The sequence below is a fragment of the Nocardia shimofusensis NBRC 100134 genome (assembly GCF_001613125.1).
Taxonomy (GTDB): domain Bacteria; phylum Actinomycetota; class Actinomycetes; order Mycobacteriales; family Mycobacteriaceae; genus Nocardia; species Nocardia shimofusensis.
This window is the reverse complement of sequence record NZ_BDBT01000004.1, coordinates 91,455-116,988: the sequence shown is the minus strand read 5'-3', so window position 1 is coordinate 116,988 and position 25,534 is coordinate 91,455. Positions and strand designations below refer to the sequence as shown.

Sequence of the window (25,534 nt, the reverse complement as noted above, 5' to 3'; positions counted from 1 at the left end):
GACTTCCACTCTAGACCGCGCCCGCCGATCGCGGGTCCGACCGGAATGCCCGGTTCGGCGCCAACCGCGTCGCAGCGCCGAAAGCGGGCCCCCGGCGGGTAGTTTCGATCGGGTGAGTACGCGCGACACCCATCGCTACGGCGGCGACATCTTCGCCGGGCACGCCAGGAAGAAGAAGCGGGCTGTTCCGACGGTCGAGGCGGAACGCGATCTGGTCGTCGAGGACGCGGCCACCGGATTCTGCGGCGCCGTCGTCGGATTCGACCGCAGCTACGACGGTGAGTTCGTGAAACTCGAGGACGCGCGCGGCACGGTGCGGCTGTTCGCGATGCGGGAGGCGGCCTTCCTCATCGACGGCAGCCCGGTCACGTTGGTCCGCCCGAAACCCGCCGCGCCCGCGAAGCCCACTCGATCGGCCTCTGGCTCGACTCGGGTCGACGGGCTGCGCGCGCAGGTCGCCAAGGCCAGCCGCATCTGGGTGGAGGGCGTGCACGACGCCGCGCTGGTCGAGCGGGTGTGGGGGCACGACCTGCGGGTGGAAGGCGTGGTCGTCGAGCATCTCGAGGGCTTGGACAACCTGGCCGAGCGGCTGGTCGAGTTCGCCCCTGGACCGGGCAGGCGGGTCGGGGTGCTGGTGGATCATCTGGTGACCGGTTCCAAGGAGACCCACCTAACCACCGGGCTCGGACCGAATGTGCTGGTCACCGGCCACCCCTATATCGACGTGTGGCAGGCGGTGCGGCCCGCGGCGCTGGGTATCGAGGAATGGCCGCAGGTGCCGCGCGGCGAGGACTGGAAGACCGGCGTGTGCCGCAGGCTGGGCTGGGGCACCCCGCAGGAGGGGTGGCGGCGCGTCTACTCCTCGGTCGACTCGTTCCGCGATCTGGAATCGCCGCTCATCGGCGCGGTGGAACGACTCATCGATTTCGTCACCGAGCCGACAGATACCACGCAGTAGCCACACTCTGCCGGTGCGCGAGCGCGAACGGCTTTATGCTCGATGATTATGTGCTCTCCAAGTGCCACGCTGACGGTGTGGGCCGGCTCCTGGCTGGCCGGCAACAGTGCGCCCGACGACATCCTCGGGGCGTTGCACGCGTGGGCGCCGAGACACACCATCGCCGCAGGCGACCCGCTGACCGGCGGGCGCTCCGACCTGCCCTGGTCCTATCGCGGCGAGCCCACCGGCAGCGCGGTCATGCCGCTGCTCAAGGTGATTCGCGAGGCGATGGCGGGCGAGCGCGCCCAGGTGCGCCTGGTGCTTCCGGTGCCGGGCGATGTGCGCGGGCTGCCGACCGGCACGGTGTTCGCCGCCGATGCGCTGGAGGCGGGCGAGGGCATTCTGGCGGGCACGCCCGGAAGCGAGGGCACCGGCCTGATCCCGATCCGGGTCGACGACGACACCCTGCAGTGGACGGTCTACAGCGTCCCCGTCCCGTCGGCGCCCGGCTCGGATCTGTCGCTCGGGGAGGCCGAATACACCATGCGCGAGGCGGTTCGGGACGCCGCCGACGCGCTGATGAAACTGCACACCACCGGCGCCGGGCTCTCCGACGCGGACCCCCGTGAACTCATCGAGGCCGAACTCGCCGACTACTCGCGCCACGACTACCCGGAGTCGATTCCCTTGCGCGCCAGGCGGATTCTCGACACCGCCGACCATGTCGCGGCCATCCTCACCGTCGCCCAGCGCGAACCGGCCGCCTCCCCCACCTCGGCCAGCGCCATGAACGAGCACGAGAACCTGCTGCGCCCGCTCTGGGACGCCATCCGCGCCGCCCGGCTCGTCGCGGTGCACGCCTCGGCGCGCGGCTGAACACACGGCTCGCGTGAACCCCCGGCTCGCGCCGAACGACCGAGTGGCGCGCCGGCCACATGCAGCGGCCGGCGCGAGATAGCGCGAGCCTCGGCCTACGTGCCGAGTACGAGGGCGGGCACGGTCCCCTCGCGCGTGTGCCGGTCGTGCGCCGGTTCGGGAAGACACTGCCCCAGCCGGTTCGGGAAGACACTGCCCCAGCTCCCGGAGAGCGGCGGCGCATCCCGCCTAAGCCGAGCCCCGTCTCGATCTCGCGGGATGGGTGGCCGTGGTTTCGTCGGACGCGCACGGGTCGAAGCGGCGCCCACCCGGAGGCAGCACCGTGGCGGCCCGCTGGATCAGTGCCGTGCGGTCGCTGGAGGCCGTTGCGGCGCACAACATTTCACCGCACATGGGGTTCCGTCGTCGGTGCTGCCGTATCCGGGGACGTCGCCCAGCCGACGCGGGGCCAGCCCGTCGAGCTGTTCGCGGACCAGTTCCACGACCAGCTGCGCGAAGCGCGGATCGGTGCCGGGGGTGGCCGCGCGGGTGAAGGCCATGCCGAGTTCGGCGGCTTTGTCCTTCGCCTCGTTGTCGAGGTCCCAGATCACCTCGAGGTGGTCGGAGACGAAGCCGACCGGGCAGACCACGACCGCGTCCACGCCCTTGGCGGACAGGTCGTCGAGGTGGTCGCAGATGTCGGGCTCGAGCCAGGGCACCTGCGGCGGGCCGGAGCGGGACTGCCAGACCAGGTCGTACTCACCGAAACCCGCTGCGGCGGCGGACAATCGGGCAGCCTCGCCGACCTGGCGGGTGTAGAGGTGGCCGCCGTCGGCGGGTGGGCCCGCGGCGGCGTCGGCGCTCGTCGGCACCGAATGGGCGGTGAACACCAGCCGCGCCCGGTCGCGACGATCGGCGGGCAGTTCGGCCAGCGCGGCCCGGATCGCGTCGGCGAACGACTCGATCAGCAGCGGGTGGTCGAAGTACTGGCGGAGTTTGCGCAGGTGCGGCGCGCCCTCGCCGACCGCCGCCCTGGCCCTGCTGATGTCCTCGTGGTACTGCAGGCAGCCGGAGTATCCGCCCCATGCCGAGGTCGGGAACACCAGCGCCGAGCGCACGTCGTCCTCGGCCATGCGGGCGACCGTGTCCTCCGCCATCGGGTGCCAGTTGCGGTTGCCGAAGTACACCGGCAGGGCGATGCCCGCGGCGGCGAGTTCGCGTTCGACCGCGGCGATGATGTCGCGGTTGAGCGCGTTGATGGGAGACACCCCGCCGAAGTGCAGGTAGTGCTGCGCGACCTCTTCCAGACGTTCGCGCGGCACCCCGCGGCCCCGGGTGACGTTCTCCAGGAAGGGCATCACGTCTTCGGGACGTTCGGGGCCGCCGAAGGACAGCAGCAGCAGTGCGCCACAGGCGAACGGACGAGCGTCGGCGGCCACGATCGATCCTCTCTTCGAGCTCAGTTGGTCGCGAAGCCTTCCGGGAACCAGGTGTTGTGGCTGGCGCCGCCGTCGACGTAGACGATCGAGCCGGTGGTGGCGGGCAGCCAGTCCGACAGCAGCGCGACGATGGACTTGCCGACGGCGGTCGCGTCGTCGACGTTCCAGCCGATCGGCGAGGCGCCGTCCCAGTAGGTGTTGAGCTGGTTGAGCTTGGCGGCGTCGTCGGTGGCGGTGCCGGCGATGGCCTTGGCGGCCAGGGTCTTGATGGGGCCCGCGGCGACCAGGTTGGACCGGATCTTCTTGGCCTCGCCGACCTCGCGGGCGACGTAGCGGTTGACCGACTCCAGCGCCGCCTTGGCCACGCCCATCCAGTTGTAGTACGGCATCGAGGTGCGCGGGTCGAAGTCCATGCCGACCAGCGAACCGCCCTCGTTCATCACCGGCAGCACCGCGCGGGCCAGCGAGGCGTAGCTCCACGCGGAGATCTCGAACGCCTTGGCGGCGTCGGGGCCGGGGCCGTCCAGGAAGGGCAGCGCGTCCGGGCCCATCAGGGTGCGCGGCGCGAACGCGATCGAGTGCAGCGCGCCGTCGAGGCCCTCGGGCGCCAGCTCGCGGATCTTGTCGGCCAGACCGGCCAGATCCTCTTCGTTGGTGATGTCGAGGCCGATGGCGGGCGGGACCTCCTGGGGCAGCCGCTTGGCGATGCGGTCGATGAGCCGCAGCCGCTCCGGGATACCGGTGATGAGCACCTTCGCACCCTGTTCCTGTGCGATCGCGGCCGCGCGGAACGCGATCGAGGCATCGGTGATGATGCCGGTGACGAGGATGGTCTTGCCTTCGAGCAGTCCGCCCATGAGTTCCTGGTTCTCCCTGATGTCTAGTGTGCGTTGCCGCGGGCCAGCGAAATCTTAGTGCCCCATACCCATTCCGCCGTCGACCGGGATGATCGCGCCACTGATGTAGGTGGCGTCGTCGGAGGCGAGGAAGCTGATGGCCGCGGCCACTTCTTCCGGCTTTCCGGTGCGGCCGAGCGGAATGGCCTGCTTGGCCATCTCGATGTACTTGTCGTCCATCTCCGCGGTCATGTCGGTGTCGATGAAACCGGGGGCCACGACGTTGGCGGTGATGTTGCGGGTGCCGATCTCCCTGGCGATCGAGCGGGCCATGCCGATCAGGCCCGCCTTGGACGCCGCGTAGTTCACCTGGCCGGGCACGCCCGACATGGCCACCACCGAACCGAGGAAGATCATCCGGCCGAACTTGGCGCGCTGCATGTCCTTGGTGGCGCGCTTGGCGCAACGGAACGCGCCGGTCAGGTTGGCGTCGAGCACCGAGGTGAACTGCTCCTCCGACAGCCGCATGAGCAGCATGTTGTCGGTGATGCCGGCGTTGGCCACCAGCACCTCCACCGGGCCCTGGCGCTCCTCGACCTCGCTGAACGCCCGGTCGACGGAGGCGGTGTCGGTGACGTCGCACTTGACGCCGAAGAGCCCTTCCGGCGCACCCGAACCGCGATGGGTGACGGCCACCTTGTGACCGTCGGCCGAGAGCCGCCGGGCGACCGCGAGGCCGATGCCCCGATTGCCGCCGGTCACCAGAACCGATCGAGGTGTGAGGTTGGTCATGGAGGTAAACCTATCTGCTCGGGTTCCGGTGTCGGCGCCCGGGCGGGCGACCTTGTGGAAACCGACAATCAGACGGCGCTACGGCAGGCGTTGGCGATAGAGCAGACCGGTGACGATGCCCGCGGCGACCAGCAGCATGCCCAGCAGCAACCACGGCCGGCTGGCGTCGCCGCGGGTGGTCTCGTAGCCGATCTGCTCCTCGAGGGTGTCGTAGACGGCGGTCAGTTCCTCGAGGCTGGAGGCGGTGTAGAACTCCCCGCCCGACAGCTTGGCGATCTCGCGCAGCGAGTCGTTGTCGACCGGGACCTTGACCCGCTGCGAACCCTGCCCGTCCTGATCGGGGATCTCCACCGCCCCCCAGTCGGTGCCGAAGGAGATGGTCGAAACCGGGATGCCCTTGTTCTTGGCCAGGCGGGCCGCGGTGAAGGCGTGCCTGGGGTTGTCGACGTCCTTGTCGTCGGGCACGGTCTGCTTGCCGTCCGACATCAGCACGATGCGCGCGGGCGGGGGGGTCTCCGCGCCGCCGAGCACGGTGGCCAGCGTCTCGATCGACTGCAGCGCGGTCAGGATGCCCTCACCGGTGGCGGTGCGCTCGGCCAGCTTGATGTTGCCGATGGCGGCCTTGGCGGCTTCCCGGTTGGTGGTCGGCGACTGCATCACCGAGGCGGTGCCCGCGAAGGTCACGAAACCCAGGTTGATGCCCTGGGTGAGGCCGTCGACGAACTCCTTGCCCGCCTGCTGGGCCACCGAGAGCCGGTTCGGCGGTACGTCGGTGGCCTCCATGGACAGCGAAACGTCCATCACCAGAACGACTGTCGCGCGATTGCGCGGCACCTTCTGCACCGAGGTCGGTCCGGCCGCGGCGATGGTCAGGAAGATCAGGCCGACCAGCATGAGCGCGATCGGCACGTGCCGCATCGGCGATGGCCGTGCGGGCGCGACCTTCTCCAGCAGCTCCATATTGCTGAAGCGCAGCATCTGGCGGTGCCTGGACCGCTGCACCAGGACGTAGCCGAGCGCGATGAGCGCGACGACGACCAGGAAACCGAGCCAGATCAGCGCGGTGAAATGCGAAATACTCACTGACGAGGCACCCGCCCGGTCGAGGCGCCCAAGCTGTGGCGCCGGGTGGACACGAACCGGACCACGTCGGCGATCCAGTCGCGATCGGTCTGCAAGCTCATCACCGGCGCGCCGCAACTGCGCAACGCCTGCGCCACCTGTTCGCGGTGGCGCATCGCGGCGGCATGGAAGTCGGCGCGCAGGGTGGGGGTGACGCTGAATTCGCGGGTGCGGCCGGTCTCGGGATCGTGCAGCACCACATCGCCCACGTCGGGCAGATCCATGTCGCGCGGGTCGAGTACCTCCACCGCGAGCAGGTCGTGGCGAGCGGAGATCGCGCGCAGCGACCGCTGCCAATCGATCTCGCCGAGGAAGTCGCTGATGACGACCGCGAGCCCGCGTTTGCGCTGCGGACGGCGCAGCGATTCGATGGCGCCGCGCAGGTCGCCGCGCACGCCGTCGCGGGCGTGCGGGGTGGTGGCGATCGAGCGCAGCAGCGTCTGGGCGTGGACGCGCCCGCTGCGCGCCGGTATGCGCACCAGTTGCTCGCCGGTGGCCACGACAGCGCCGATCCGGTTGCCACCGCCGCTGGTCAGATGTGTGACGGCGGCCGCGGCGGCGATCGCCAGGTCGCGCTTCTGACAGGCGGCGGTGCCGAAGTCGAGGCTGGCCGACAGGTCGATCACCATCCACGTCTCCAGCTCGCGGTCGGCGATCATCTGCCGCACGTGCGGATGGGTGGTGCGCGCGGTGACCGACCAATCCATCTGGCGCACATCGTCGCCCGGCTGGTAGAGCCGGGACTCCCCCGGCTCGGAACCGGGGCCGGGGATGAGGCCGAGATGGTCGCCGTGCAGTACGCCGTCGAGACGGCGGCGCACGGTCAGCTCCAGGGTCTTCAGTGCCGCGGCCAGGCGCGCGTCGGTGAGCTCGCCCGCGCGGAAAGAGGGCGGCGCATGCGATGACATGGTCACGCCGCGATCACTTGGACGGGGTGTTCGCGGCCGGGTTGTTCGCGGCCGGGGCGGGCGCGGCCTGCGCCTGTGCACCCTGGGCCGGACCCTGCTGCGCCTGCTGCGCGGGCGGCTGCGGGATCTGCTGCTGTTGCTGCGGGCCGGGGACCGCCTGCGGCGCGACCTGCGGCATGCCGACGGTCTGCAGGACCCGCTTGATCACGTCCTCCGGGCTGATCTCGTCGGCCAGCGCGTCGTAGGACAGCACCAGGCGGTGCCGCAGCACGTCCGGGATCACTTCGACCACGTCCTGGGGCACCACGTAATCGCGACCCCGGATCAGCGCGACCGCGCGGGCCGCGGCGATGATGCCGAGGCTGGCGCGCGGCGAGGCGCCGTAGGCGATCCAGTTGGCGACATCGGTCATGCCGAAGTCCTGCGGCTTGCGGGTCGCGGCGATCACGCGGACCACATAGTCGACGAGGGCGTGGTGCACGAAGGTGTTCGCGGCGACCTTCTGCAGGCGGATCAGCTCTTCGGGATCGAGGATCCGCCTGGCCTCCGGCGGGGTGACGCCCATCCGGTAGATGATCTCGCGCTCCTCCTCCACCGAGGGGTAGTCCACGACGACCTTGAACAGGAAGCGGTCGCGCTGCGCCTCGGGCAGCGGGTACACGCCTTCGCTCTCGATCGGGTTCTGGGTCGCCATGACCAGGAACGGATCGGGCATCGGGTAGGTCGTGCCACCGATGGAGACGTGTCGCTCGGCCATCACCTCGAGCAGCGCGGACTGCACCTTGGCGGGCGCGCGGTTGATCTCGTCGGCGAGCACGAAGTTCGCGACCACCGGGCCGAGCTCGGTGTCGAACTCCTCGCGGCCCTGGCGGTAGATGCGGGTACCGATGAGGTCGGTGGGCACCAGGTCGGGGGTGAACTGCACGCGGGAGAACGAGCCGCCGACGACCGTGGCGAAGGTCTCCACCGCCAGCGTCTTGGCGATACCCGGCACGCCTTCGAGGAGAACGTGGCCACGGGCGAGCACGCCGACGAGCAGCCGCTCCACGAGCCGGTCCTGGCCCACGATGACCCTTTTGACCTCGTAGATCGCCTTCTCGAGAAGCTGGACGTCACGCTCCAGGGCGCCGTCGGCGTTCGACCCCGTCGAACTGGACACAGCCTCCGGCTTCTCCTTTGCCAGATTCGCCCCACTCACGCTGTCCGTCGAAGTCACCAACATCCCCGCTTTCGCCTCGGTCTAGTGCGTGCGGCACCAACTATTCCAGGTAATCGCCCTCTGTGCCGCAACCGGCTGGCGCCAAGGCCCGAATTCGCCGCTCCCCCCTGGGGCGGACGGCTGCGGGAAGCGTACGAAAACCTCGCGAGGACTACCGGCGGGATACCGGAAAAGGGCAGGTGGACAAGGTTTCAGGAGATGATGCGGACCGCGTAGGGCATGATGCCGTCCTCGCGCACCGGCGACACCTTCACGACGTCGCCGGATTGCGGTGCCTCCACCATTTTCCCGTTGCCCAGATACAGGGCGACGTGCTGACTGCCGCCCGGACCCCAGAACAGCATGTCGCCGCGCGCTTTTTCGGAGAGCGGGACGCGGGTGCCCGCGTTGTACTGATAGCCGCTGTAGTGCGGCAGCGAGACGCCGATACCGGCGAAGGCGTAGAGCATCAGGCCCGAGCAGTCGAAACCGACCTTGTTGTAGTCGCCGTAGCTGTCGGCCACGCCGCCGTCGCGGATGCCCAGAGTCGGGCCGTCCTCGTCGCCGCCGCCCCAGGCGTAGGTGACGCCCAGCTGCGACATGGCGCGGTCGACCACGATCTCCACCGCCTGCGAACCGCGCACCGACGGGCTGCTCGGGGAGGGCTTCGCCTTCTTCTTCGGCGCCGGGGTGTTCTCCAGTTCGGTGTGCGGGCGTTTCCCCTCGCCCAGTTGCGCGGCGCGTTCCCTGGCGGCCAGGTCGGCGGCGGCGCGGGCCGCGGCTTCGGCGGCCGCGGTGAGCAAGGCTTGGGCCTCCTCGGCCAGGCGTTGCCGGTTCCAGTCCTGGTAGACCTCGCGCTGGGTGTGCAGCCCCTGCACGGTGGCGCGGGCCGCGTCGAGTCTGGCCTGGGCCGCGTCTCGTTCGCGGAGCAGGCCATCGCGGCGGGCGGTCTCGCCGGCGAGCGCGGACGTGGCAGCGGCCACCGCGTTCTCGGCGGCGACCTTCAGGTGTTCGGCTTCCGCGGCGGCCGTGTCGGCCTGTGATTTCGCCTCGCGGGCTTCGGAATTGCGATTGCCGAGTTCGATCTGGGCGCGGCGCAGGGTGTCGAGCACCTGCTGCTGATTCTTCGACACCAGGCCGATCACCTCGGCGCGGTCGATCGCGCCGGTCGGGGTGGCGGCGGTCAGGTGAGTAATCAGCGAACCCGAGGTCGGACGGGTGTAGGCGGCGGTGGCGAAGTCGTCGAAGCCGTGGCGGGCGCGGGCGACCTCCGCACCCGCGACGGACAGGTCGGCCTGAGTGGCCGCCACGTGCGCGGCGGCGGCATCGGCCGCCTCGCGCGCCAGGTGCAGGTCCACGAGCGCCTTGTTGACCTCTTCGCGGCGGGTGGCGACCTCGTCGTCGAGCTGACGCAATTGCTGGTCGACCGCCGCCACTTCGTTGATGAGGGTGCCGACCGCGCCGACCCCGGCATCCACCTGTGCGCCCGCTTGCGCGATCTGACCGTCGCTGGGATTCGGTGGCGGAGGCGGCACAGCCACGCCGGCGCCGGCCGTCAGCACCAACGCCGCGCACACCAGCAACCCGAGAGCGATCAACCATCTCGATCGCTGACCGGCCCCATGGCTCCTGCGCATCGCACCTCCAAGGACTCGAGTCGGGCATCGCCACACGAGCCCCACCGGGGAACACACTGCTCATCCGTCGGCGGATAACTCTGTTACCTCGTGTTCCCCATCGGGGACCATTCGAACCGTACGACACTTTATGGCCCCCGCGAAACTCCAGTCACAGAACTACAGCCGCGTAATTCGTCGATTGCCATAGATTCGCTGTACATCCGGTCGGATTTGCTGGAAATAAACAGACCGGACGTCATGGAAACTCCACATGGAAGCAACCGCGGTCGCCCGGCGGTATCGCCGGGACGGAGGTGGCGCGCTGCCGGACCCACGAGAGCCCCCCTGCACGCAACGACAACGGGCCGCGCCATGTGGCGCGGCCCGGAGGTCGGTGGAGAACTCGGTCGGCGAGTGCGTCAGGCCGAGGTGGCGCGTTGGCGCTCGGCGGCTTCGGCCGCCGCGCGGCGCGATTTGATGTATGCCAGGCCCGCGACGGCGACGACGGTGCCACCGAGCAGTACGCCGGTGACCGCGGTCCAGGAGACCGCCTCGGGCTCGGAGATCCGGTCGACGAAGATACCGGCGGCGGTCACCGAATCGCCCTGCTTGCTCTTTGCCGCGTCCTCGGCCCACTCCAGGCGCACGCGGCTGATGGTGTCGCTGTAGGTGCCCACCCAGTCGTCACTGAAGACGACCACGGTTCCGTGCTCAGACCCGGCCACCTCGGTGGCCAGGTCCCGTAGATTGGAGTCGTGGCCTGGATTCCCGGGAATGACCACGATGCTCAGCGGGATGCCATCGGCTCGCGCTTCGGCCACGATCGCCTCGAGCTCGGACTGGTCACGGCCCTCCGGCGTCGCCACGTGATTGTCGGCGACATCGGCCTTGATCGCCCGCAGCGCATCCTCGTCGATGGTGGGCGGCAGGCCCGCGGTGAGCGGGAAGAAAACCGAGGTGTGCGAGGGAGCCATCTTCCATCCGGTCTGTGCAGCCACGCCGACGGGCGCGACGGCGGGCATCCAACACTGCAAGGCGAGCTGTCATCAACTCGAGAGCACAGTACGCCACCCGGTCGCGAGCTGTTCGCTCGTGCCACGCCGAGCCGACCCCGGACATTTCACAGGACAAGCGTACTGTTAGAGTTGTGTCGCGAGGAACCGGCGCTCCCAGCGGCCGGGGAACCTCCACAGACTCGGGTCACCGGCACAGCCCCGCCGGTGCCCCACCCTCACCGACGAGCGGAGCTGAAGTGACGACAAGTATCGATACTTTCGGCGCCAAGGGCACCCTCGAGGTCGGAAGCAACTCCTACGAGATCTTCCGCCTCTCCGCCGTGCCCGGCACCGAGAAACTCCCCTACGCACTGAAGGTCCTCGCGGAGAACCTGCTCCGTACCGAGGACGGCGCGAACATCACCGCCGACCACATCCGAGCCATCGCCAACTGGGATCCGTCCGCGGAACCGGACACCGAGATCCAGTTCACCCCGGCGCGCGTGATCATGCAGGACTTCACCGGCGTGCCCTGTGTGGTCGACCTCGCCACCATGCGTGAGGCCGTCACCGCCCTCGGCGGCGACCCGAACAAGGTCAACCCGCTCTCCCCCGCCGACATGGTCATCGACCACTCGGTCATCCTGGACGTCTTCGGCCGCGCCGACGCCCTCGAGCGCAATGTCGACCTCGAGTACCAGCGCAACGGTGAGCGCTACCAATTCCTGCGCTGGGGCCAGGGCGCCTTCGACGACTTCAAGGTCGTCCCCCCGGGCATGGGCATCGTGCACCAGGTCAACATCGAGTACCTGGCCCCGACCGTCATGGTCCGCAACGGCCAGGCCTACCCGGACACCTGCGTCGGCACCGACTCGCACACCACCATGGTCAACGGCCTGGGCGTGCTGGGCTGGGGCGTCGGCGGCATCGAGGCCGAGGCCGCCATGCTGGGCCAGCCGGTCTCCATGCTGATCCCGCGCGTGGTCGGCTTCAAGCTCACCGGTGAGATCAACCCGGGCGTGACCGCGACCGACGTCGTGCTCACCGTCACCGACATGCTGCGCAAGCACGGCGTGGTCGGCAAGTTCGTCGAGTTCTACGGCGCCGGCGTCGCCGAGGTCCCGCTGGCCAACCGCGCCACCCTGGGCAACATGAGCCCCGAGTTCGGCTCGACCGCCGCGATCTTCCCGATCGACGCCGAGACCATCAACTACCTGCGCCTGACCGGCCGCAGCGATGAGCAGCTCGCGCTCGTCGAGGCGTACGCCAAGGAACAGGGCATGTGGCACGACGCCGATCACGAGCCGGAGTACTCCGAGTACCTCGAACTCGATCTGAGCACCGTGGTGCCCTCGATCGCCGGCCCCAAGCGCCCGCAGGACCGGATCCTGCTCAGCGAGTCGAAGACCGCTTTCCGCAAGGACATCTGCAACTACGTCAGCGACACGGTCGGCTACCCCGAGGCCGCGACCCCGCACTCGAAGCTGGACGAGGCCGTCGAGGAGTCCTTCCCGGCCAGCGATCCGGCGGTGCTGTCCTTCGCCGACGACGACGCGGTCAGCTTCTCCGCCGCCAACGGCGCCGAGGGCCGTCCGAGCAAGCCGGTCAAGGTGGTCTCCGCGGAGCGCGGCGAGTTCGTGCTCGACCACGGCGCGGTCGTGGTCGCGGGCATCACCTCCTGCACCAACACCTCCAACCCGTCGGTCATGATCGGCGCGGCGCTGCTGGCTCGCAACGCGGTGGAGAAGGGCCTGACCTCCAAGCCGTGGGTGAAGACCAACATGGCGCCCGGCTCGCAGGTCGTCGCCGACTACTACGAGAAGGCCGGCCTGTGGCCGTACCTGGAGAAGCTGGGCTTCTACCTGGGCGGTTTCGGCTGCACCACCTGCATCGGCAACACCGGTCCGCTGCCGGAGGAGATCTCCGCGGCGATCAACGACAACGACCTGTCGGTCACCGCGGTGCTCTCGGGCAACCGCAACTTCGAGGGTCGCATCTCCCCCGACGTGAAGATGAACTACCTGGCCTCCCCGCCGCTGGTCATCGCCTACGCGCTCGCGGGCACCATGGACTTCGATTTCGAGACCGACCCGCTGGGCCAGGACACCGACGGCAACGACGTCTTCCTTAAGGACATCTGGCCCTCGGCGCAGGAGATCGACGACACCATCAAGGCGACCATCAGCCAGGACATGTTCCGCAAGTCCTACGCCGAGGTCTTCAAGGGCGACCACCGCTGGCAGAACCTGGAGACCCCGGAGGGCGACACCTTCGCCTGGGATCCGAACTCCACCTACGTCCGCAAGGCGCCGTACTTCGACGGCATGACGATGGAGACTACTCCGGTCGAGGACATCAAGGGCGCGCGCGTGCTGGCGCTGCTGGGTGACTCGGTCACCACCGACCACATCAGCCCGGCCGGTCCGATCAAGCCGGGCACCCCGGCCGCGCAGTACCTGGACTCGCACGGCGTCGAGCGCAAGGACTACAACTCCCTGGGTTCGCGTCGCGGCAACCACGAGGTGATGATCCGCGGCACCTTCGCCAACATCCGGCTGCGCAACCAGCTGCTCGACGACGTCTCGGGTGGTTACACCCGCGACTTCACCCAGGAGGGCGGCCCGCAGGCGTTCATCTACGACGCCTCGCAGAACTACCAGGCCGCGGGCATCCCGCTGGTCGTGCTGGGCGGCAAGGAATACGGTTCGGGCTCCTCGCGCGACTGGGCCGCCAAGGGCACCCGCCTGCTGGGCGTGAAGGCCGTGATCACCGAGTCCTTCGAGCGCATCCATCGCTCGAACCTCATCGGCATGGGCGTCGTCCCGCTGCAGTTCCCGGCGGGCGAGTCGGCCAAGTCGCTCGGCCTGGACGGCACCGAGATCTTCGACATCGAGGGCATCACCAAGCTGAACGAGGGTGTCACCCCGAAGACACTGAAGGTCACCGCCACCAAGGAGAGCGGCGAGAAGATCACCTTCGACGCCGTGGTCCGCATCGACACCCCCGGCGAGGCGGACTACTACCGCAACGGCGGCATCCTGCAGTACGTGCTGCGCAACATGATTCGCGGCTGAGTGCGCGTATCGACGACGATGTCACCCGTGGCCGCGCCATAGGTGACATCACCGGAGGACAGGCGGGTCCGCGCACCGGCTCATCGCGAGCCGGTGCGCGGACCTCGCCACTTCCACGTATCCAGCTATCCGCGGCGTCGTGTTCTGCCGCTTTCGTGTACCGCCGAGGAGGAGCCCGCCCCATGCCCAAGGTCAGCGATGACCACCTCGCCGCGCGGCGCAGCCAGATCCTCGACGGAGCGCGACGCTGCTTCGCCGAATACGGCTACGACGGTGCGACCGTGCGTCGCCTCGAAGAGCGGATCGGACTCTCGCGCGGCGCGATCTTCCATCATTTCCGCGACAAGGACGCGCTGTTCCTGGCCTTGGCCCAGGAGGACGCCGAGCGGATGGCCGATGTGGCCGCCAATCAGGGCATCGTGCAGGTCATGCGCGACATGCTCGCCGATCCCGAGCAGTTCAACTGGCTGGGCACGCGGCTCGAGATCGCGCGCAGGCTGCGCACCGACCCCGAGTTCCGGGCCGGCTGGACCCAGCGTTCGGCGGAACTGACCGCGGCCACCCTGGCCCGCCTGGAACGCCGCAAGGCGGCCGGGGCGCTGCGCGACGACGTGCCCACCGACGTGCTGCTCGGGTACCTCGATCTCGTGCTCGACGGGCTGATCGCGCGGATCGCCTCCGGGCACACCAACGAGAACCTTTCCGCGGTACTCGATCTCGTCGAGGCGTCGGTCCGCCGCAAGGACTGAGCGCGCAGCCGCCGGTGGGTGCGTCCGCGTCGCGAGCCGAGGCACCCACCGGTCCGGACCGCACCGGGCATCCCCCGGCAACCCGCCGGGACCGGCCCCGCCGGAAGTAGCTGAACAGTCGCTGACCATCGGTACGCTGGACACCGAAATTCGCTCGGTCCGAGCTGGTTCCCGCACCGTGATCGGTTTGCCGACCGGGCGTAATTACGCTGAACCGGGCCGCCACGCCGGGCCGCGACGGTATCATTCGAAGCGCATTCGCCACGCCGTGGCAAATCACGAGCAGACGCGACATGAGCAGACGCGACACGAGCAGACGCGACACGATCGGAGAGCAAGCCACCCATGGGCCCCGCAACCGTCCGTCCCACGGACCGCGGCAGCATTCGCGGCGGCGTGGAATGAACGGGTCCGGGCGCATGCCCGCTCGCCGCGATTCGGTGCTCATCGTCTGCGACTCCGCCGATCCGCACGCGGCCGCCGTGGCCGAGATGGTGCGAGAAGTGCACGGACTCGACGTGATCCGGTTCGACCCGAGCGACTATCCGCGCACCTACGGCAGCTTCCGGGTCGACCGGCTCGGCACGGCGCGCGCGTTGACCCAGACCATCGGCTTGGACCAGGTCCGCTCGGTGTGGTGGCGGCCGCCCGCGCCGAGCCGTTCCGCACAGGTGCCCGGCGTCGACAGCGACTTCGAGCCCGACGCCTGCGACAGCTTCCTCGAGGGCATGCTGTGGTCGATCCCGGCGCACTGGGTCAACGACCCCGGCGCCGACCGCACGGCGAGCAGGCGGATCGTGCAGTGGGAGACCGCGGTGCGCGCCGGGCTTCGGGTGCCGGAGACGCTGGTGACCAACGATCCGGACGAAGCCCACAGTTTCACCGAATCACGTCCCGGCCCTGTGGTTTTCAAGCGCGACGGCACTCACCGGCAGGCTTGCGCGCAGGCCAGGATCGTCGGGCGCGACAGCCTCGTGCGGATGTCGGACATCCGTCGTGCGCCCGCCGCGTTCCAGGACTACGTGCAGGCCGAATGCGAACTGCGCGTGGTGTGGGTGGACGGCGTCGAATGGACCGTGCGCATCGATGCGGCGCCGGGCGTCGAGCGACTGGTGGATCGGCCCCGCGATTCGGTGACCTTCGGGGTGGCCACCCTGCCCGCCTCGGTCAGCAAGTCGATGTCCACCCTGATGGGCGCGCTGGGACTGGGCTTCGGCGTGCTGGACCTGCGCATCGGCCTCGACGGCGAGTACTACTTCCTGGAGGTCGACCCGCGCGGCCGATTCGACCACCTCGCCGCCGCGACCGGGCTGCCGATCTTCCGCAGCATGGCCGACCTGCTGGCCGACGACGAGATGGTGACCGGCCGCTGACGCCTGCCGGCGCCGCCGGCTACTTGTCGGCGCTCTTGCGGCGGTTCGCACCGCCTCGGCTGCGCAACTGCACGTGCGATTCCACCAGCACATTGTGGATGAACCCGTAGGAACGCCCGGTGGACCGCGCCAGGGAGCGAATGCTCGCCCCCGCTTCGTATTGCTTCTTCAACTGGTTCTGCAGACGGTCACGAGATTTTCCCGTGACGCGGGTGCCCTTGCTCAATCCGGTTTTCGTGACCGTCCCGCCCTTGTTCTGGCCGGCGGTGGATCTGTTCTGTGTGGGCCTGTCGCTCATGGCTTCCTCCGAGTCGCCGAGCAGCGCGTCATTCCAGGCTAAGCACTCATCAGGAAACGATCAACGAAATGTTGTGACCGAACTCACGCGAGCTGAATCAATTCCAGATACTCGGCCGACCAGTGGTCCTCGGTGCCGTCGGGAAGCAGGATGACCCGCTCCGGCGACAGCGCCTCCGCCGCGCCCGGATCGTGGGTGACCAGAACGACCGCGCCCGCGTAGGTGCGCAGCGCGTCGAGCACCTGTTCACGCGAGACCGGGTCCAGGTTGTTGGTGGGCTCGTCGAGCAGCAGCACATTGGCCGCCGAGGAAACCAGACCGGCCAGCGCCAGACGGGTCTTCTCACCGCCGGACAGTGTGCCCGCCGGCTGGTCCAGCTGCGGACCGGTGAACATGAACGCACCCAGCAAGCCGCGAAGTTCCTGCTCACCGGCATCCGGAGCGGCGTGGCGGATGTTCTCCCAGACCGTCGCGTTGTCGTCGAGGGTGTCGTGCTCCTGGGCGAAATAGCCGATCTTGAGGCCGTGGCCGGGCACCAGTCCGCCCGCGCTCGGCTGCTCCACACCGGCCAGCAGGCGCAGCAGCGTCGTCTTGCCCGCACCGTTGAGGCCGAGCACCACGACCCGGCTGCCGCGGTCGATGGCCAGGTCGACACCGGTGAAGATTTCCAGCGAGCCGTACATCTTGGTGAGGTTCTCGGCCATCAGCGGCGTCTTGCCGCACGTCGCGGGTTCAGGGAACTTGATCCGCGCCACCTTGTCGGCCACGCGCACGTCGTCGAGCTCGCCGAGAAGTCGTTCAGCCCGCTTGACCATGTTCTGCGCGGCAACGGCTTTCGTGGCTTTCGCGCCGAGTTTGGCAGCCTGGGCCTTCAGTGCCGAGGCCTTCTTCTCGGCATTGGCACGCTCCCGGCGGCGGCGCTGCTCGTCGGTGGCACGGGCGTCGAGGTACTTCTTCCAGCCCATGTTGTAGACATCGGCCTCGCCGCGCACGGCGTCGAGGAACCACACCTTGTTGACCACGGCCTCGAGCAATTCGACGTCGTGGCTGATGACGATCAGGCCGCCGTCGTGGCTCTGCAGGAAGCCGCGCAGCCAGGTGATCGAGTCGGCGTCGAGGTGGTTGGTGGGCTCGTCGAGCAGCAGGATGCGGTCCGAGCGCCCGCCGCTGCCGTCCGAGGCCGAGAACAGGATGCGGGCGAGCTCGATGCGGCGGCGCTGACCGCCGGAGAGGGTGCGCAGCGGCTGGCCGAGCACCCGGTCGGGCAGGCCGAGGCTGTGGCAGATACGCGCGGCTTCGCTTTCGGCGACGTAACCGCCCAGCGCCGAGAACCGGTCCTCGAGCCTGCCGTACTTGCGAACCGCCTTCTCACGCTCGTTCTCGTCGGCCACCTCGGCCATCAGCGCCTGCTGCTTCTCCATGTCGCGGATCAGCGTGTCGAGTCCGCGCGCGGACAGCACCCGATCGCGGGCGAGCACGTCGAGATTGCCTTCGCGGGGGTCCTGCGGCAGGTAGCCGATCTCGGTGGAGCGCAGGATCTTTCCGGCGTAGGGCTCGCCCTCGCCCGCGAGGATGCGCAGAGTGGTGGTCTTGCCCGCGCCGTTGCGCCCGACCAGGCCGATCCGGTCGCCCGCCTGCACGCGCAACGCCGGACCCGGCGCCGAGAGCAGGGTACGGACGCCGGCCCGGACCTCGAGATCGGTCGCGGTGATCACAGATGTGCTCCTCTGGGAAAGTGCGGGGTGGCGACGGTGAAGGTGTCCTGCAGGCCGCAGTGTAAGTACTCGGCCGACACGCCAACCACCGATTTTACCTGTACCCGCGCGCCACGCCGCCGCCGAGGAGCCCGGTGTGACCGTGATAACCGGTAGGAAGGGCGCTTCGGTAGCGTGCGGTGTCATGAGTACCGATCTGTTGGGCAAGAGCGCGCTGGTCACCGGCGCGAGCCGGGGTATCGGCAAGGCGGCCGCCGCCGAACTGCTGCGACGCGGCGCGAACGTGCTGATCACCGCTCGCAAACTCGAGCCGCTCGAACAGGCCGCCGAGGAGCTGCGGGCCCTCGGGCATCAGGGTGAGGTGGCCGTCATCGCGGGCAACTCCGGTGACGAGCAGGCACGGGCCGAGGCGGTCTCCCGCGCGGTCACCGAGTTCGGCTCGCTGGACATCCTGATCAACAACACCGGCATCAACCCGGTCTTCGGGCCGCTGATGGACGCCGACCTCGACGCCGTGCGCAAGATCTTCGACGTCAACGTGGTCGCCGCACTCGGCTACGCCCAGCAGGCCTACAAGGCATGGATGGGTGAGCACGGCGGGGCGATCGTCAATGTCGCCAGTGTCGCGGGTCTGCGCTCGACCGGGGTCATCGCCGCCTACGGCGCGTCCAAGGCGGCGCTGATCCGCCTGACCGAGGAACTGGCCTGGCAGCTCGGCCCGAAGATCCGCGTCAACGCGGTCGCGCCCGGCGTGGTCAAGACCAAGTTCGCCGACGCGCTGTACTCCGCCGACGAGGAGCGCGCCGCGAGCGCCTATCCGATGAAGCGGCTGGGCACCCCCGAGGACGTCGCGCGCCTGATCGCCTTCCTGGCCTCCGAGGAGGCCGCCTGGATCACCGGCGAGACGGTCCGCGTCGACGGCGGCCTGCTGGCCACCGGCGGGCTCTGAGACATGCGGCACCCGTGGGCACGGCGCCGGTGAACAGCGCCGACGTCGTCGTCTGCGGGCTCGGCCCGGCCGGCCGGGCTCTGGCGCACCGCTGCCTGGCGCGCGGCCTGCGGGTGACCGTGGTCGATCCCGCCCCGCACCGGCGCTGGCGGGCGACCTACGCGGTGTGGGCCGACGAACTGCCCGGCTGGCTCGACGAGGGCGTGGTGGCGGCGCGGATCGAGCATCCGGTGGCGTGGGGGTATGAGCGGCATGTGCTCGACAGGACGTACTCCGTCCTCGACACCGGCGTGTTGCAGGACTCGCTGAGCATCGAGGGAGCCGAAGTCGTCGCCGAGCGCGCGACCCACCTGACCGGCCACACCCTGGCCACCGCGAGCGGCAGGCAGTTACGCGCCGACCGGGTGATCGACGCGCGCGGACTGACGCGCGCGCCGCGACGGGCGGAGCAGACCGCCTACGGCGTCGTCGTGACGAAAGCGTTCGACCGGGACGACGCGACACTGTTCATGGACTGGCGTGCCGACAACGGGGCCGAGTCCGCAGCCCCGCGTTCGTTCCTGTACGTCGTGCCGTTGGGCGCGGGCGCAACCCTGTTCGAGGAGACCTGCCTGGCCGGGCGTCCGGCCCTCGGGCTCCGCGATTTGCGTGCGCGACTCGAGCACCGGCTGGCCGCGCGTGGCATCCCGCTCGACGGCAGCGAATCCGTCGAGCGGGTCCGTTTTCCGGTGGAGGGCGGCAGGCCGGGCGCGCATCGGTTCGGCGCGGCAGGCGGCTTCCTGCATCCGGCCACCGGTTACAGCGTCGCGGCCTCGTTGAGCGCCGCCGACGAGTTCGCCGACGGCGGTCCCGCCCGGCTCGGCCGGGTGCGCGCGGTGCACGCGCTCCGGGCCGCCGGGCTACGAGCGCTGCTGGCCCTGCCGCCCGCCGATATGCCGCTGTTCTTCGACGCCTTCTTCACCCTGCCCACGCATCTGCAACGCGCGTATTTGTCCGGCCGGGACGACCCGTACGGCGTCGCCGAGGCCATGTGGTCCCTGTTTCCCGTCATTCCGCCCCGGTTGCGCGCCCGAATCGCCGCCGCTACCTGCGGTTTCACGTTTCGGTCCCGGATGCCGACCGGATCGTCGAAGATGGAGTGATGGCACGGGCTATCTGGAAAGGCTCGATTGCGTTCGGGCTGGTCAACGTCCCGGTGAAGGCGTACACCGCCACCGAGGACCACGACATCAGGTTCCACCAGGTGCACGCGAAGGACGGCGGGCGCATCAAGTACCAGCGCGTGTGCACCGTCGACGGCGAACCCGTGGACTACGTCGACATCGCCAAGGCCTACGAGTCACCGGAGGGCGAGACGGTCATCCTCTCCGACGAGGATTTCGCCCGGCTGCCCTCGGCCGAGAAGCACGAGATCCCGGTGCTGCAGTTCGTGCCGTCGGAACAGATCGATCCGATCTTCTACGACAAGAGCTACTACCTCGAGCCCGACTCCAACACCCCCAAGGCCTACCTGCTGCTGGCCAAGACCCTCGAGCGCATCGACCGCACGGCGCTGGTGCATTTCACGCTGCGCCAGAAGACGCGACTGGCCGCACTGCGGGTGCGCGAGGGCATGTTGGTGGTGCAGACGCTGCTGTGGCCCGACGAGGTGCGCGCGATCGAGTTCGAGTCACTCCAGGACGCCGCCGAACCGCGGCCCCAGGAGATCACGATGGCCGAGACGCTCGTGGAGAGCATGTCCGACGATTTCGATCCCTCGCAGTTCACCGACGAGTACCAGGTCGAGTTGCAGAAAATGCTCGACGAAGCCATCGAGAGCGGCGGAGCGGTGCCCGAACGCGCCGAACCCGCCCCGGCCGCGACCGACGCCGAGGTGGTCGATCTGGTGGCCGCGTTGCAGCGAAGCCTGGAGGCCAGCGGCAGGCGCGCTGCAGGGTCGGCAGGCACGGCCGAGAAGAAGGCCGGGACGCCCGCGAAGAAGAGCGGCCGGGCCGCGGCGAAGAAGAGTTCGGGCGGATCGTCGGGCAAGACGGCGCACAAGAGCACGGCGAGCAAAAGCGCCGCGGCCAAGAGCACGGCGGCCAAGAGCACCGCGAAGAAGGCCCCTGCCAAGAAGACCGCACAGAAGGCGCCGACGCGAAAAGGGGCCTGACCGCCTGCTACAGTGCGGGACGAGTTCAGGAGGGAACTCACGGATTTCGCTCACCGGGTCGTCCCGGGTCGCTATGGGGGATGTATGCACCGCCTATGCCGGTCGGTCCTGGCCGTCGCCGGGACGTTCCTGCTGCTGTTCGCCTCGGTCGCCTGTGGCGAAGACGCACAGACCGCCAGGGAGTTCGTGGCGGCGAAGTACACCAGGGCCACGGCGCTCGACCAGGTCAACGACGGGCGGGCCTACACGGCGACGATCGCGCCCGCGGCCGTGGTCGAGGCCATCACCAAAGCTGAACGGCCACTGGACAACCGGACTCTGAACGAGCGCGTCTACCTGCAGTACCGAGACGACATCCTCACCGTGGCCGCGCACGGTGCCGGCGCGCTGATCCTGGTCGACCAGTACCGCAACGGATACCGGCGCCACCAGTCGGCCGCGTCGAGTTTCGGCTGGCAGAGCGAGCCCGCGGGCAGCGAATACCGCAGCAGCAGCGGTAAATAGCGGCAGCGGCGAACAGCGGAGCAAAGGGAGAAGGACATGCTCGAAGACATCGCGACCGAGGCGGCGGCCGCGCTCGCGTACACCGGGGTGGGCCTGGCGCTGATGGTGCTCGGGTTCGTGGTCGTCGATATCCTGACGCCGGGCAGTCTGCGCACGCAGATCTGGGTCGAGCGCAATCGCAACGCCTCGATCCTGGTCGCCTCGAACCTGTTCGGGGTCGGCGTGATCGTGGCGACGGCGATCTGGACCTCACACGGGGCGATCGGCGAAGGGGTGCTCTCGGCCGCCGTGTACGGCGTAATCGGACTGTTCGCCATGGCGGTGTCGTTCCTGCTGCTCGATCTGCTCACTCCCGGCAAGTTCCGCGATGTGGTCGACGATCAGACGATCCACCCGGCGGTGTGGGTGACGGCTTCTCTGCACATCGCGGTGGCCCTCGTGGTGGCCGCTGCGCTGTCCTAGTGCGTTCGGGAACCGCCGCGCCGGAACAGGCAGGCGGGCCGCCCGCCGCCACCGGGGCAGCCGACACCGTCGGCGAGGCAGGAGCAACCCCCGGCATCGCCGCGCGGCCGGGCCGATCACGGACCGCTCGGGTCGCACTGCTGCTCGTGGCATTCGTATGCGCGGCCTGCGGCCTGGTCTACGAACTGTCGCTGGTGACGCTGGGCAGTTACCTGCTCGGCGACACCGCCGCGCAGGCGTCGATCACCCTGAGCGTCATGGTCTTCGCCATGGGTATCGGCGCGTTGGCCGCCAAGCCGCTGCGCCGCCGCGCCGCCACCGCATTCCTCTGCGTCGAGCTGGCGCTGGCCCTGCTGGGCGGACTGTCGGTACTGATGCTCTACGCCGCCTACGCGTGGCTCAATATCTATACCGCCGCGCTGATCGTCGCGGCGACCGTCCTCGGCATCCTGGTGGGCGCGGAGATCCCCCTCCTGATGGAGTTGCTGCAGCGCATTCGCAGGCAGGAGCCGGGCAGCGCGGTCGCCGATCTCTTCGCCGCGGACTACGTCGGCGCGCTGCTCGGCGGGCTGGCCTTCCCCTTCCTGCTGCTGCCCGTCTTCGGGCAGATCAGGGGCAGCCTGATCGTCGGGGTCGTCAACGCCGCGGCCGGCGCGGCGCTGGTGTTCGTCCTCTTCCGCGACCAGATCGGCCGACCTGCGCGCTGGGCGCTCACCGCGCTGACCGTATCGGTGACGCTCGTGCTCGGCGGGAGTTACCTCTACGCCGACCGTTTCGAGGCGACCGCCCAGCAGGCGTTGTTCGCGCATCCGATCGTCCGGCACGAACAGACCAGGTATCAGAGCATCGTGCTGACCGAATCGCTCTCGCCCTTCGCCACCTCGGACGTGCGGCTCTACCTGAACGGCGACCTGCAATTCTCCTCCGTCGACGAGTACCGCTACCACGAGGCGCTGGTGCATCCGACGCTCGCGGGCCCACGCCGGACCGTGCTGGTCCTCGGCGGCGGCGACGGGCTGGCGTTGCGGGAGATCCTGCGCTACCCCGATGTGGAGTCGGTGACGCTGGTGGAACTCGATCCCGACATGATCCGGCTGGCCCGCACCGAGCCCCGGCTGCTCGCGTTGAACGACAATGCTTTCGCCGACCCCCGGGTCGATGTGGTCAACGCCGACGCGTTCGGCTGGTTGCGCGAGAGTGCCCGGCAGTTCGACGCGGTGCTCATCGACCTCCCCGACCCGGATCAGACATCCATCGCCAAGCTCTACACCAAGGAGTTCTACGCGATGGCGGCCGATGCGCTCGCGCCGGGCGGCACCATGTCGGTGCAGTCCGGGTCGCCGTTCTTCGCGCCGCGCTCGTTCTGGTGCATCGCGGCGACGATTCGCGCGGGCGGGTTGCGCATCCTGCCGTACCACGTGGACGTGCCCAGTTTCGGCGACTGGGGTTTCGTGCTCGCCACCCGCGACGTCGAACCGGTACTGCGCCTGGACCCGCCCAACCCGCCGCGTTCGATCGACGCCGAGAGCCTGCGGGCGGCCTCGGTGTTCGCCCCCGATCGCCGCGATCCCGGCGCACCGATCTCCACCCTCATGCACCCGGTGATCATCGATCTGGAACTGCGGGAATGGCGTTGACCCCGCACCGTTGACTCAATGAAACAAAGTTTGTACATTTGTTTCATGTCCGAGCCCCACGACGATGTGGATGAGGCGATCCTGGATGCGGCACTCGAACGCATCCTGCAGGTCGGCATCCGGCGCAGCAGCCTCGAGGACGTCGCGCGCCGCGCCGGGGTCAGCCGCGTCACGATCCATCGACGGTTCGGCGGCAAGGATCATCTGGTCGAGGCGGTACTCGGCCGCGAGACCCGGCGCATGCTCGCCGAGGTCACCACCATCGCGACCACTGCCTCCGGCGTCGACGCCCAGATCGAGGAGACCATCCTCTACGTCCTGCTGCAGACCCGGATGCACCGCATGGTCACCGAACTGCTGCGCGTCGCCCCCGAGGAAGTGCTCGGCTTCTACACCGTGCAGGGCGAGCGGCAGGTGCGCATGGGCATCGACTACATCGTCGACATGCTCGCCCACGCCCGCGAACTCGGGCTCATCGACAACTACGACATCGAACCGGTCGCAGAACTCGTTGCCCGGCTTGCTCATTCACTCATGCTCACACCGCACGGCGGCGTCGTCGACTTCACCGATCCGGCCGCCGCCCGCCAGTTCGTCCGCACGACCGTCGTGCCGTTGATGAAGCACGGAATCGCCACCGCAGCAAAGGAACCCACCGATGACCGCCACCATACGACCGATTCCCACCCGGCATCCTGACAGCCCGCGCAAGGTTCCCGGCCTCGGCCCGTTCGCGAAGCTGCTCGGCATCGGCAATCCCGACGAGCAGCAGTGGCGAAGGCTGGGCGAATCGCTGCTCGTCGGCGACAAGCCCATGGACGACCTCGTCGAATGGATGTACGCCGAGGGCATGAGCACGATGCGCCCGATGTTCGACAGGGCCCTCGAGGTCGGCATCGACAATGTGCCCGGCGCGCCGGAACCGATGCGGCGCTTCTTCGCCGTGGTCGAGGCCACGCCGGACTGGGTGGATCAGGACCTGCTGCGCCGGGGCGAGCGGGTGTACCGCTCCGGTGGCAACGACGCGCTGTACTTCGCCCGCGACGTCTCCTTCGTCGGCGGCTACCTCGCCTCCGGTTTCAACAAGACCCTGCTGCGCACCGGCGCGCTGGAGAAGGGCCCCGGCAAGCGCTTCGCCGAGACCCTGACCTGGGCGATGGACGTCTCCTCGGTGAACGGCATGGCGCTGCACGGGCGCGGATACCGTTCCACGCTGCATGTGCGCTTCATCCATTCGATGGTGCGCCGCCACGTCGAGGCGATGCCGGACTGGCGCACCGACGAGTGGGGTCTGCCCATCAATCAGACCGATATGGCCGCGACGCTGGTCGGCGCTCTGCTCGCTCCGTTCGTCGGCGGCATGGCCATGGGTATCGTGCCCTCGCGTTCGGACATCGTCGCCGCCGCGCATCTGACCCGCTACGTCGGTTGGCTGATCGGTGTCGAGGACGAATGGCTGCCGCACGGTTTCCGCGACGGCGTGCGCATTCTCAACCACTGCATGACGGCCATCACCAATCCCGACGACACCAGCAGGCAACTGGCCCTCCCGATGGCCGACGACCCGCTGAACTGGCACTACCGCAACCTGCCCGGCCTGCGCGGGCGGATCGCGCGGGCCCAGCACCTGTCGGTGGCGAGCACCTTCCTCGGCCCCAGGGCCATGCGCGTGCTCGGTCTGCCCGCCTACATGCCGCCGTGGTACCCGGCGCTGCGGATTCCGATCAACCTCGCCAACAGCCTCGCCAATGCCGTGGTGCCCGGTCAGCGTGACCGCGCGGCCGTGCGGGGCCGCGAGGCACAGGAAGCGTTCGTGCGTCTGCTCACCGGTGAGGATGCCGCCACGATCGGCGAGTCCGCGCCCGCGATGGACAAGTCCGCCTGATCCCTCGACGGTGACGCACGGGGCCGCACCAC

The 25,534-nt window shown here is 69.1% G+C and carries 23 protein-coding genes; 13 read left to right on the top strand and 10 right to left on the bottom strand.

Features of this window, described 5'->3' with window-relative positions; genetic code table 11:
- Positions 1-112 precede the first annotated feature (112 nt).
- Both NS3_RS06055 and NS3_RS06050 read left to right on the top strand, forming a co-directional pair.
- Positions 113-958, top strand: a complete 846-nt coding sequence (locus NS3_RS06055; RefSeq protein ID WP_067854906.1) for a DUF3097 domain-containing protein — start codon at positions 113-115, stop codon at positions 956-958.
- 48 nt (positions 959-1,006) lie between these two features.
- The gene (locus NS3_RS06050; RefSeq protein ID WP_067854903.1) at positions 1,007-1,816 is read left to right on the top strand and encodes an Rv1486c family protein; all 810 of its coding nucleotides are present in this window, start codon (positions 1,007-1,009) and stop codon (positions 1,814-1,816) included.
- 338 nt (positions 1,817-2,154) lie between these two features.
- Here the strand turns inward: NS3_RS06050 and NS3_RS06045 are convergent, their stop codons facing one another.
- The 8 genes from NS3_RS06045 to NS3_RS06010 all read right to left on the bottom strand — a co-directional run bounded on the left by NS3_RS06045 (position 2,155) and on the right by NS3_RS06010 (position 10,683).
- Positions 2,155-3,234, bottom strand: a complete 1,080-nt coding sequence (locus NS3_RS06045; RefSeq protein ID WP_067854901.1) for a ferrochelatase — start codon at positions 3,232-3,234, stop codon at positions 2,155-2,157.
- 20 nt (positions 3,235-3,254) lie between these two features.
- Positions 3,255-4,091, bottom strand: a complete 837-nt coding sequence (inhA, locus tag NS3_RS06040; RefSeq protein ID WP_067854898.1) for an NADH-dependent enoyl-ACP reductase InhA — start codon at positions 4,089-4,091, stop codon at positions 3,255-3,257.
- Between the two features lie 54 nt (positions 4,092-4,145).
- Positions 4,146-4,862, bottom strand: coding sequence for a 3-oxoacyl-ACP reductase FabG1 (gene fabG1, locus NS3_RS06035; RefSeq protein WP_067854890.1), 717 nt, complete (start codon positions 4,860-4,862; stop codon positions 4,146-4,148).
- Positions 4,863-4,940: 78 nt separating this feature from the next.
- Entirely contained in the window at positions 4,941-5,945 is a 1,005-nt protein-coding gene (locus NS3_RS06030; protein WP_067854889.1) for a VWA domain-containing protein, read from the bottom strand.
- Positions 5,942-6,892, bottom strand: coding sequence for a DUF58 domain-containing protein (locus NS3_RS06025; RefSeq protein WP_067855375.1), 951 nt, complete (start codon positions 6,890-6,892; stop codon positions 5,942-5,944). The genes NS3_RS06030 and NS3_RS06025 overlap by 4 nt, the downstream gene beginning before the upstream one ends.
- Positions 6,893-6,905: 13 nt before the next feature.
- A complete protein-coding gene (locus NS3_RS06020; RefSeq protein ID WP_245649478.1) occupies positions 6,906-8,114 on the bottom strand; it encodes an AAA family ATPase in 1,209 nt (402 codons plus the stop codon).
- Between the two features lie 188 nt (positions 8,115-8,302).
- A complete protein-coding gene (locus NS3_RS06015) occupies positions 8,303-9,727 on the bottom strand; it encodes an NlpC/P60 family protein (protein ID WP_067854888.1) in 1,425 nt (474 codons plus the stop codon).
- A 401-nt stretch (positions 9,728-10,128) separates the two neighbouring features.
- Positions 10,129-10,683, bottom strand: coding sequence for an Rv1476 family membrane protein (locus NS3_RS06010; protein WP_067855370.1), 555 nt, complete (start codon positions 10,681-10,683; stop codon positions 10,129-10,131).
- Positions 10,684-10,961: 278 nt separating this feature from the next.
- Here NS3_RS06010 and NS3_RS06005 point away from each other — a divergent pair, with 278 nt between their 5' ends.
- The 3 genes from NS3_RS06005 (at position 10,962) to NS3_RS05995 (ending at position 15,900) form a co-directional block, all read left to right on the top strand.
- A complete protein-coding gene (locus NS3_RS06005) occupies positions 10,962-13,778 on the top strand; it encodes an aconitate hydratase (RefSeq protein ID WP_067854886.1) in 2,817 nt (938 codons plus the stop codon).
- Positions 13,779-13,960: 182 nt separating this feature from the next.
- The gene (locus tag NS3_RS06000) at positions 13,961-14,527 is read left to right on the top strand and encodes a TetR/AcrR family transcriptional regulator (protein ID WP_067854883.1); all 567 of its coding nucleotides are present in this window, start codon (positions 13,961-13,963) and stop codon (positions 14,525-14,527) included.
- Between the two features lie 419 nt (positions 14,528-14,946).
- Positions 14,947-15,900 carry an MvdC/MvdD family ATP grasp protein gene (locus NS3_RS05995; RefSeq protein ID WP_067855367.1) on the top strand — a complete coding sequence of 318 codons (954 nt, stop codon included), beginning with the start codon at positions 14,947-14,949 and terminating at the stop codon, positions 15,898-15,900.
- Between the two features lie 19 nt (positions 15,901-15,919).
- On the opposite strand, the gene NS3_RS05990 is transcribed toward NS3_RS05995, so the two are convergent.
- Together NS3_RS05990 and NS3_RS05985 are read right to left on the bottom strand one after the other, a co-directional pair.
- Complete coding sequence (locus tag NS3_RS05990; RefSeq protein ID WP_174550438.1) at positions 15,920-16,198, bottom strand: helix-turn-helix domain-containing protein; 279 nt, start codon at positions 16,196-16,198, stop codon at positions 15,920-15,922.
- Positions 16,199-16,281: 83 nt separating this feature from the next.
- A complete protein-coding gene (locus tag NS3_RS05985) occupies positions 16,282-17,913 on the bottom strand; it encodes an ABC-F family ATP-binding cassette domain-containing protein (protein WP_067854880.1) in 1,632 nt (543 codons plus the stop codon).
- Positions 17,914-18,097: 184 nt separating this feature from the next.
- Between NS3_RS05985 and NS3_RS05980 the strand changes: the two genes are divergently transcribed.
- The 8 genes from NS3_RS05980 (at position 18,098) to NS3_RS05945 (ending at position 25,502) form a co-directional block, all read left to right on the top strand.
- A complete protein-coding gene (locus NS3_RS05980) occupies positions 18,098-18,862 on the top strand; it encodes an SDR family oxidoreductase (protein WP_067854877.1) in 765 nt (254 codons plus the stop codon).
- A gap of 29 nt (positions 18,863-18,891) precedes the next feature.
- Positions 18,892-20,004 carry a lycopene cyclase family protein gene (locus NS3_RS05975; RefSeq protein WP_084495118.1) on the top strand — a complete coding sequence of 371 codons (1,113 nt, stop codon included), beginning with the start codon at positions 18,892-18,894 and terminating at the stop codon, positions 20,002-20,004.
- A complete protein-coding gene (gene ku, locus NS3_RS05970; protein WP_067854871.1) occupies positions 20,004-21,014 on the top strand; it encodes a non-homologous end joining protein Ku in 1,011 nt (336 codons plus the stop codon). The genes NS3_RS05975 and ku overlap by 1 nt, the downstream gene beginning before the upstream one ends.
- Positions 21,015-21,098: 84 nt before the next feature.
- Positions 21,099-21,518, top strand: a complete 420-nt coding sequence (locus tag NS3_RS05965; protein WP_067854867.1) for a DUF4247 domain-containing protein — start codon at positions 21,099-21,101, stop codon at positions 21,516-21,518.
- A gap of 36 nt (positions 21,519-21,554) precedes the next feature.
- Entirely contained in the window at positions 21,555-21,980 is a 426-nt protein-coding gene (locus NS3_RS05960) for a DUF350 domain-containing protein (RefSeq protein ID WP_067854864.1), read from the top strand.
- Positions 21,981-22,075: 95 nt separating this feature from the next.
- A complete protein-coding gene (locus NS3_RS05955; RefSeq protein ID WP_067855360.1) occupies positions 22,076-23,617 on the top strand; it encodes a polyamine aminopropyltransferase in 1,542 nt (513 codons plus the stop codon).
- Between the two features lie 45 nt (positions 23,618-23,662).
- Positions 23,663-24,316 carry a TetR/AcrR family transcriptional regulator gene (locus tag NS3_RS05950; RefSeq protein WP_067854862.1) on the top strand — a complete coding sequence of 218 codons (654 nt, stop codon included), beginning with the start codon at positions 23,663-23,665 and terminating at the stop codon, positions 24,314-24,316.
- Complete coding sequence (locus tag NS3_RS05945) at positions 24,276-25,502, top strand: oxygenase MpaB family protein (protein ID WP_067854860.1); 1,227 nt, start codon at positions 24,276-24,278, stop codon at positions 25,500-25,502. Before NS3_RS05950 ends, NS3_RS05945 begins: the two co-directional genes overlap by 41 nt.
- The last annotated feature ends 32 nt before the right edge of the window (positions 25,503-25,534 follow it).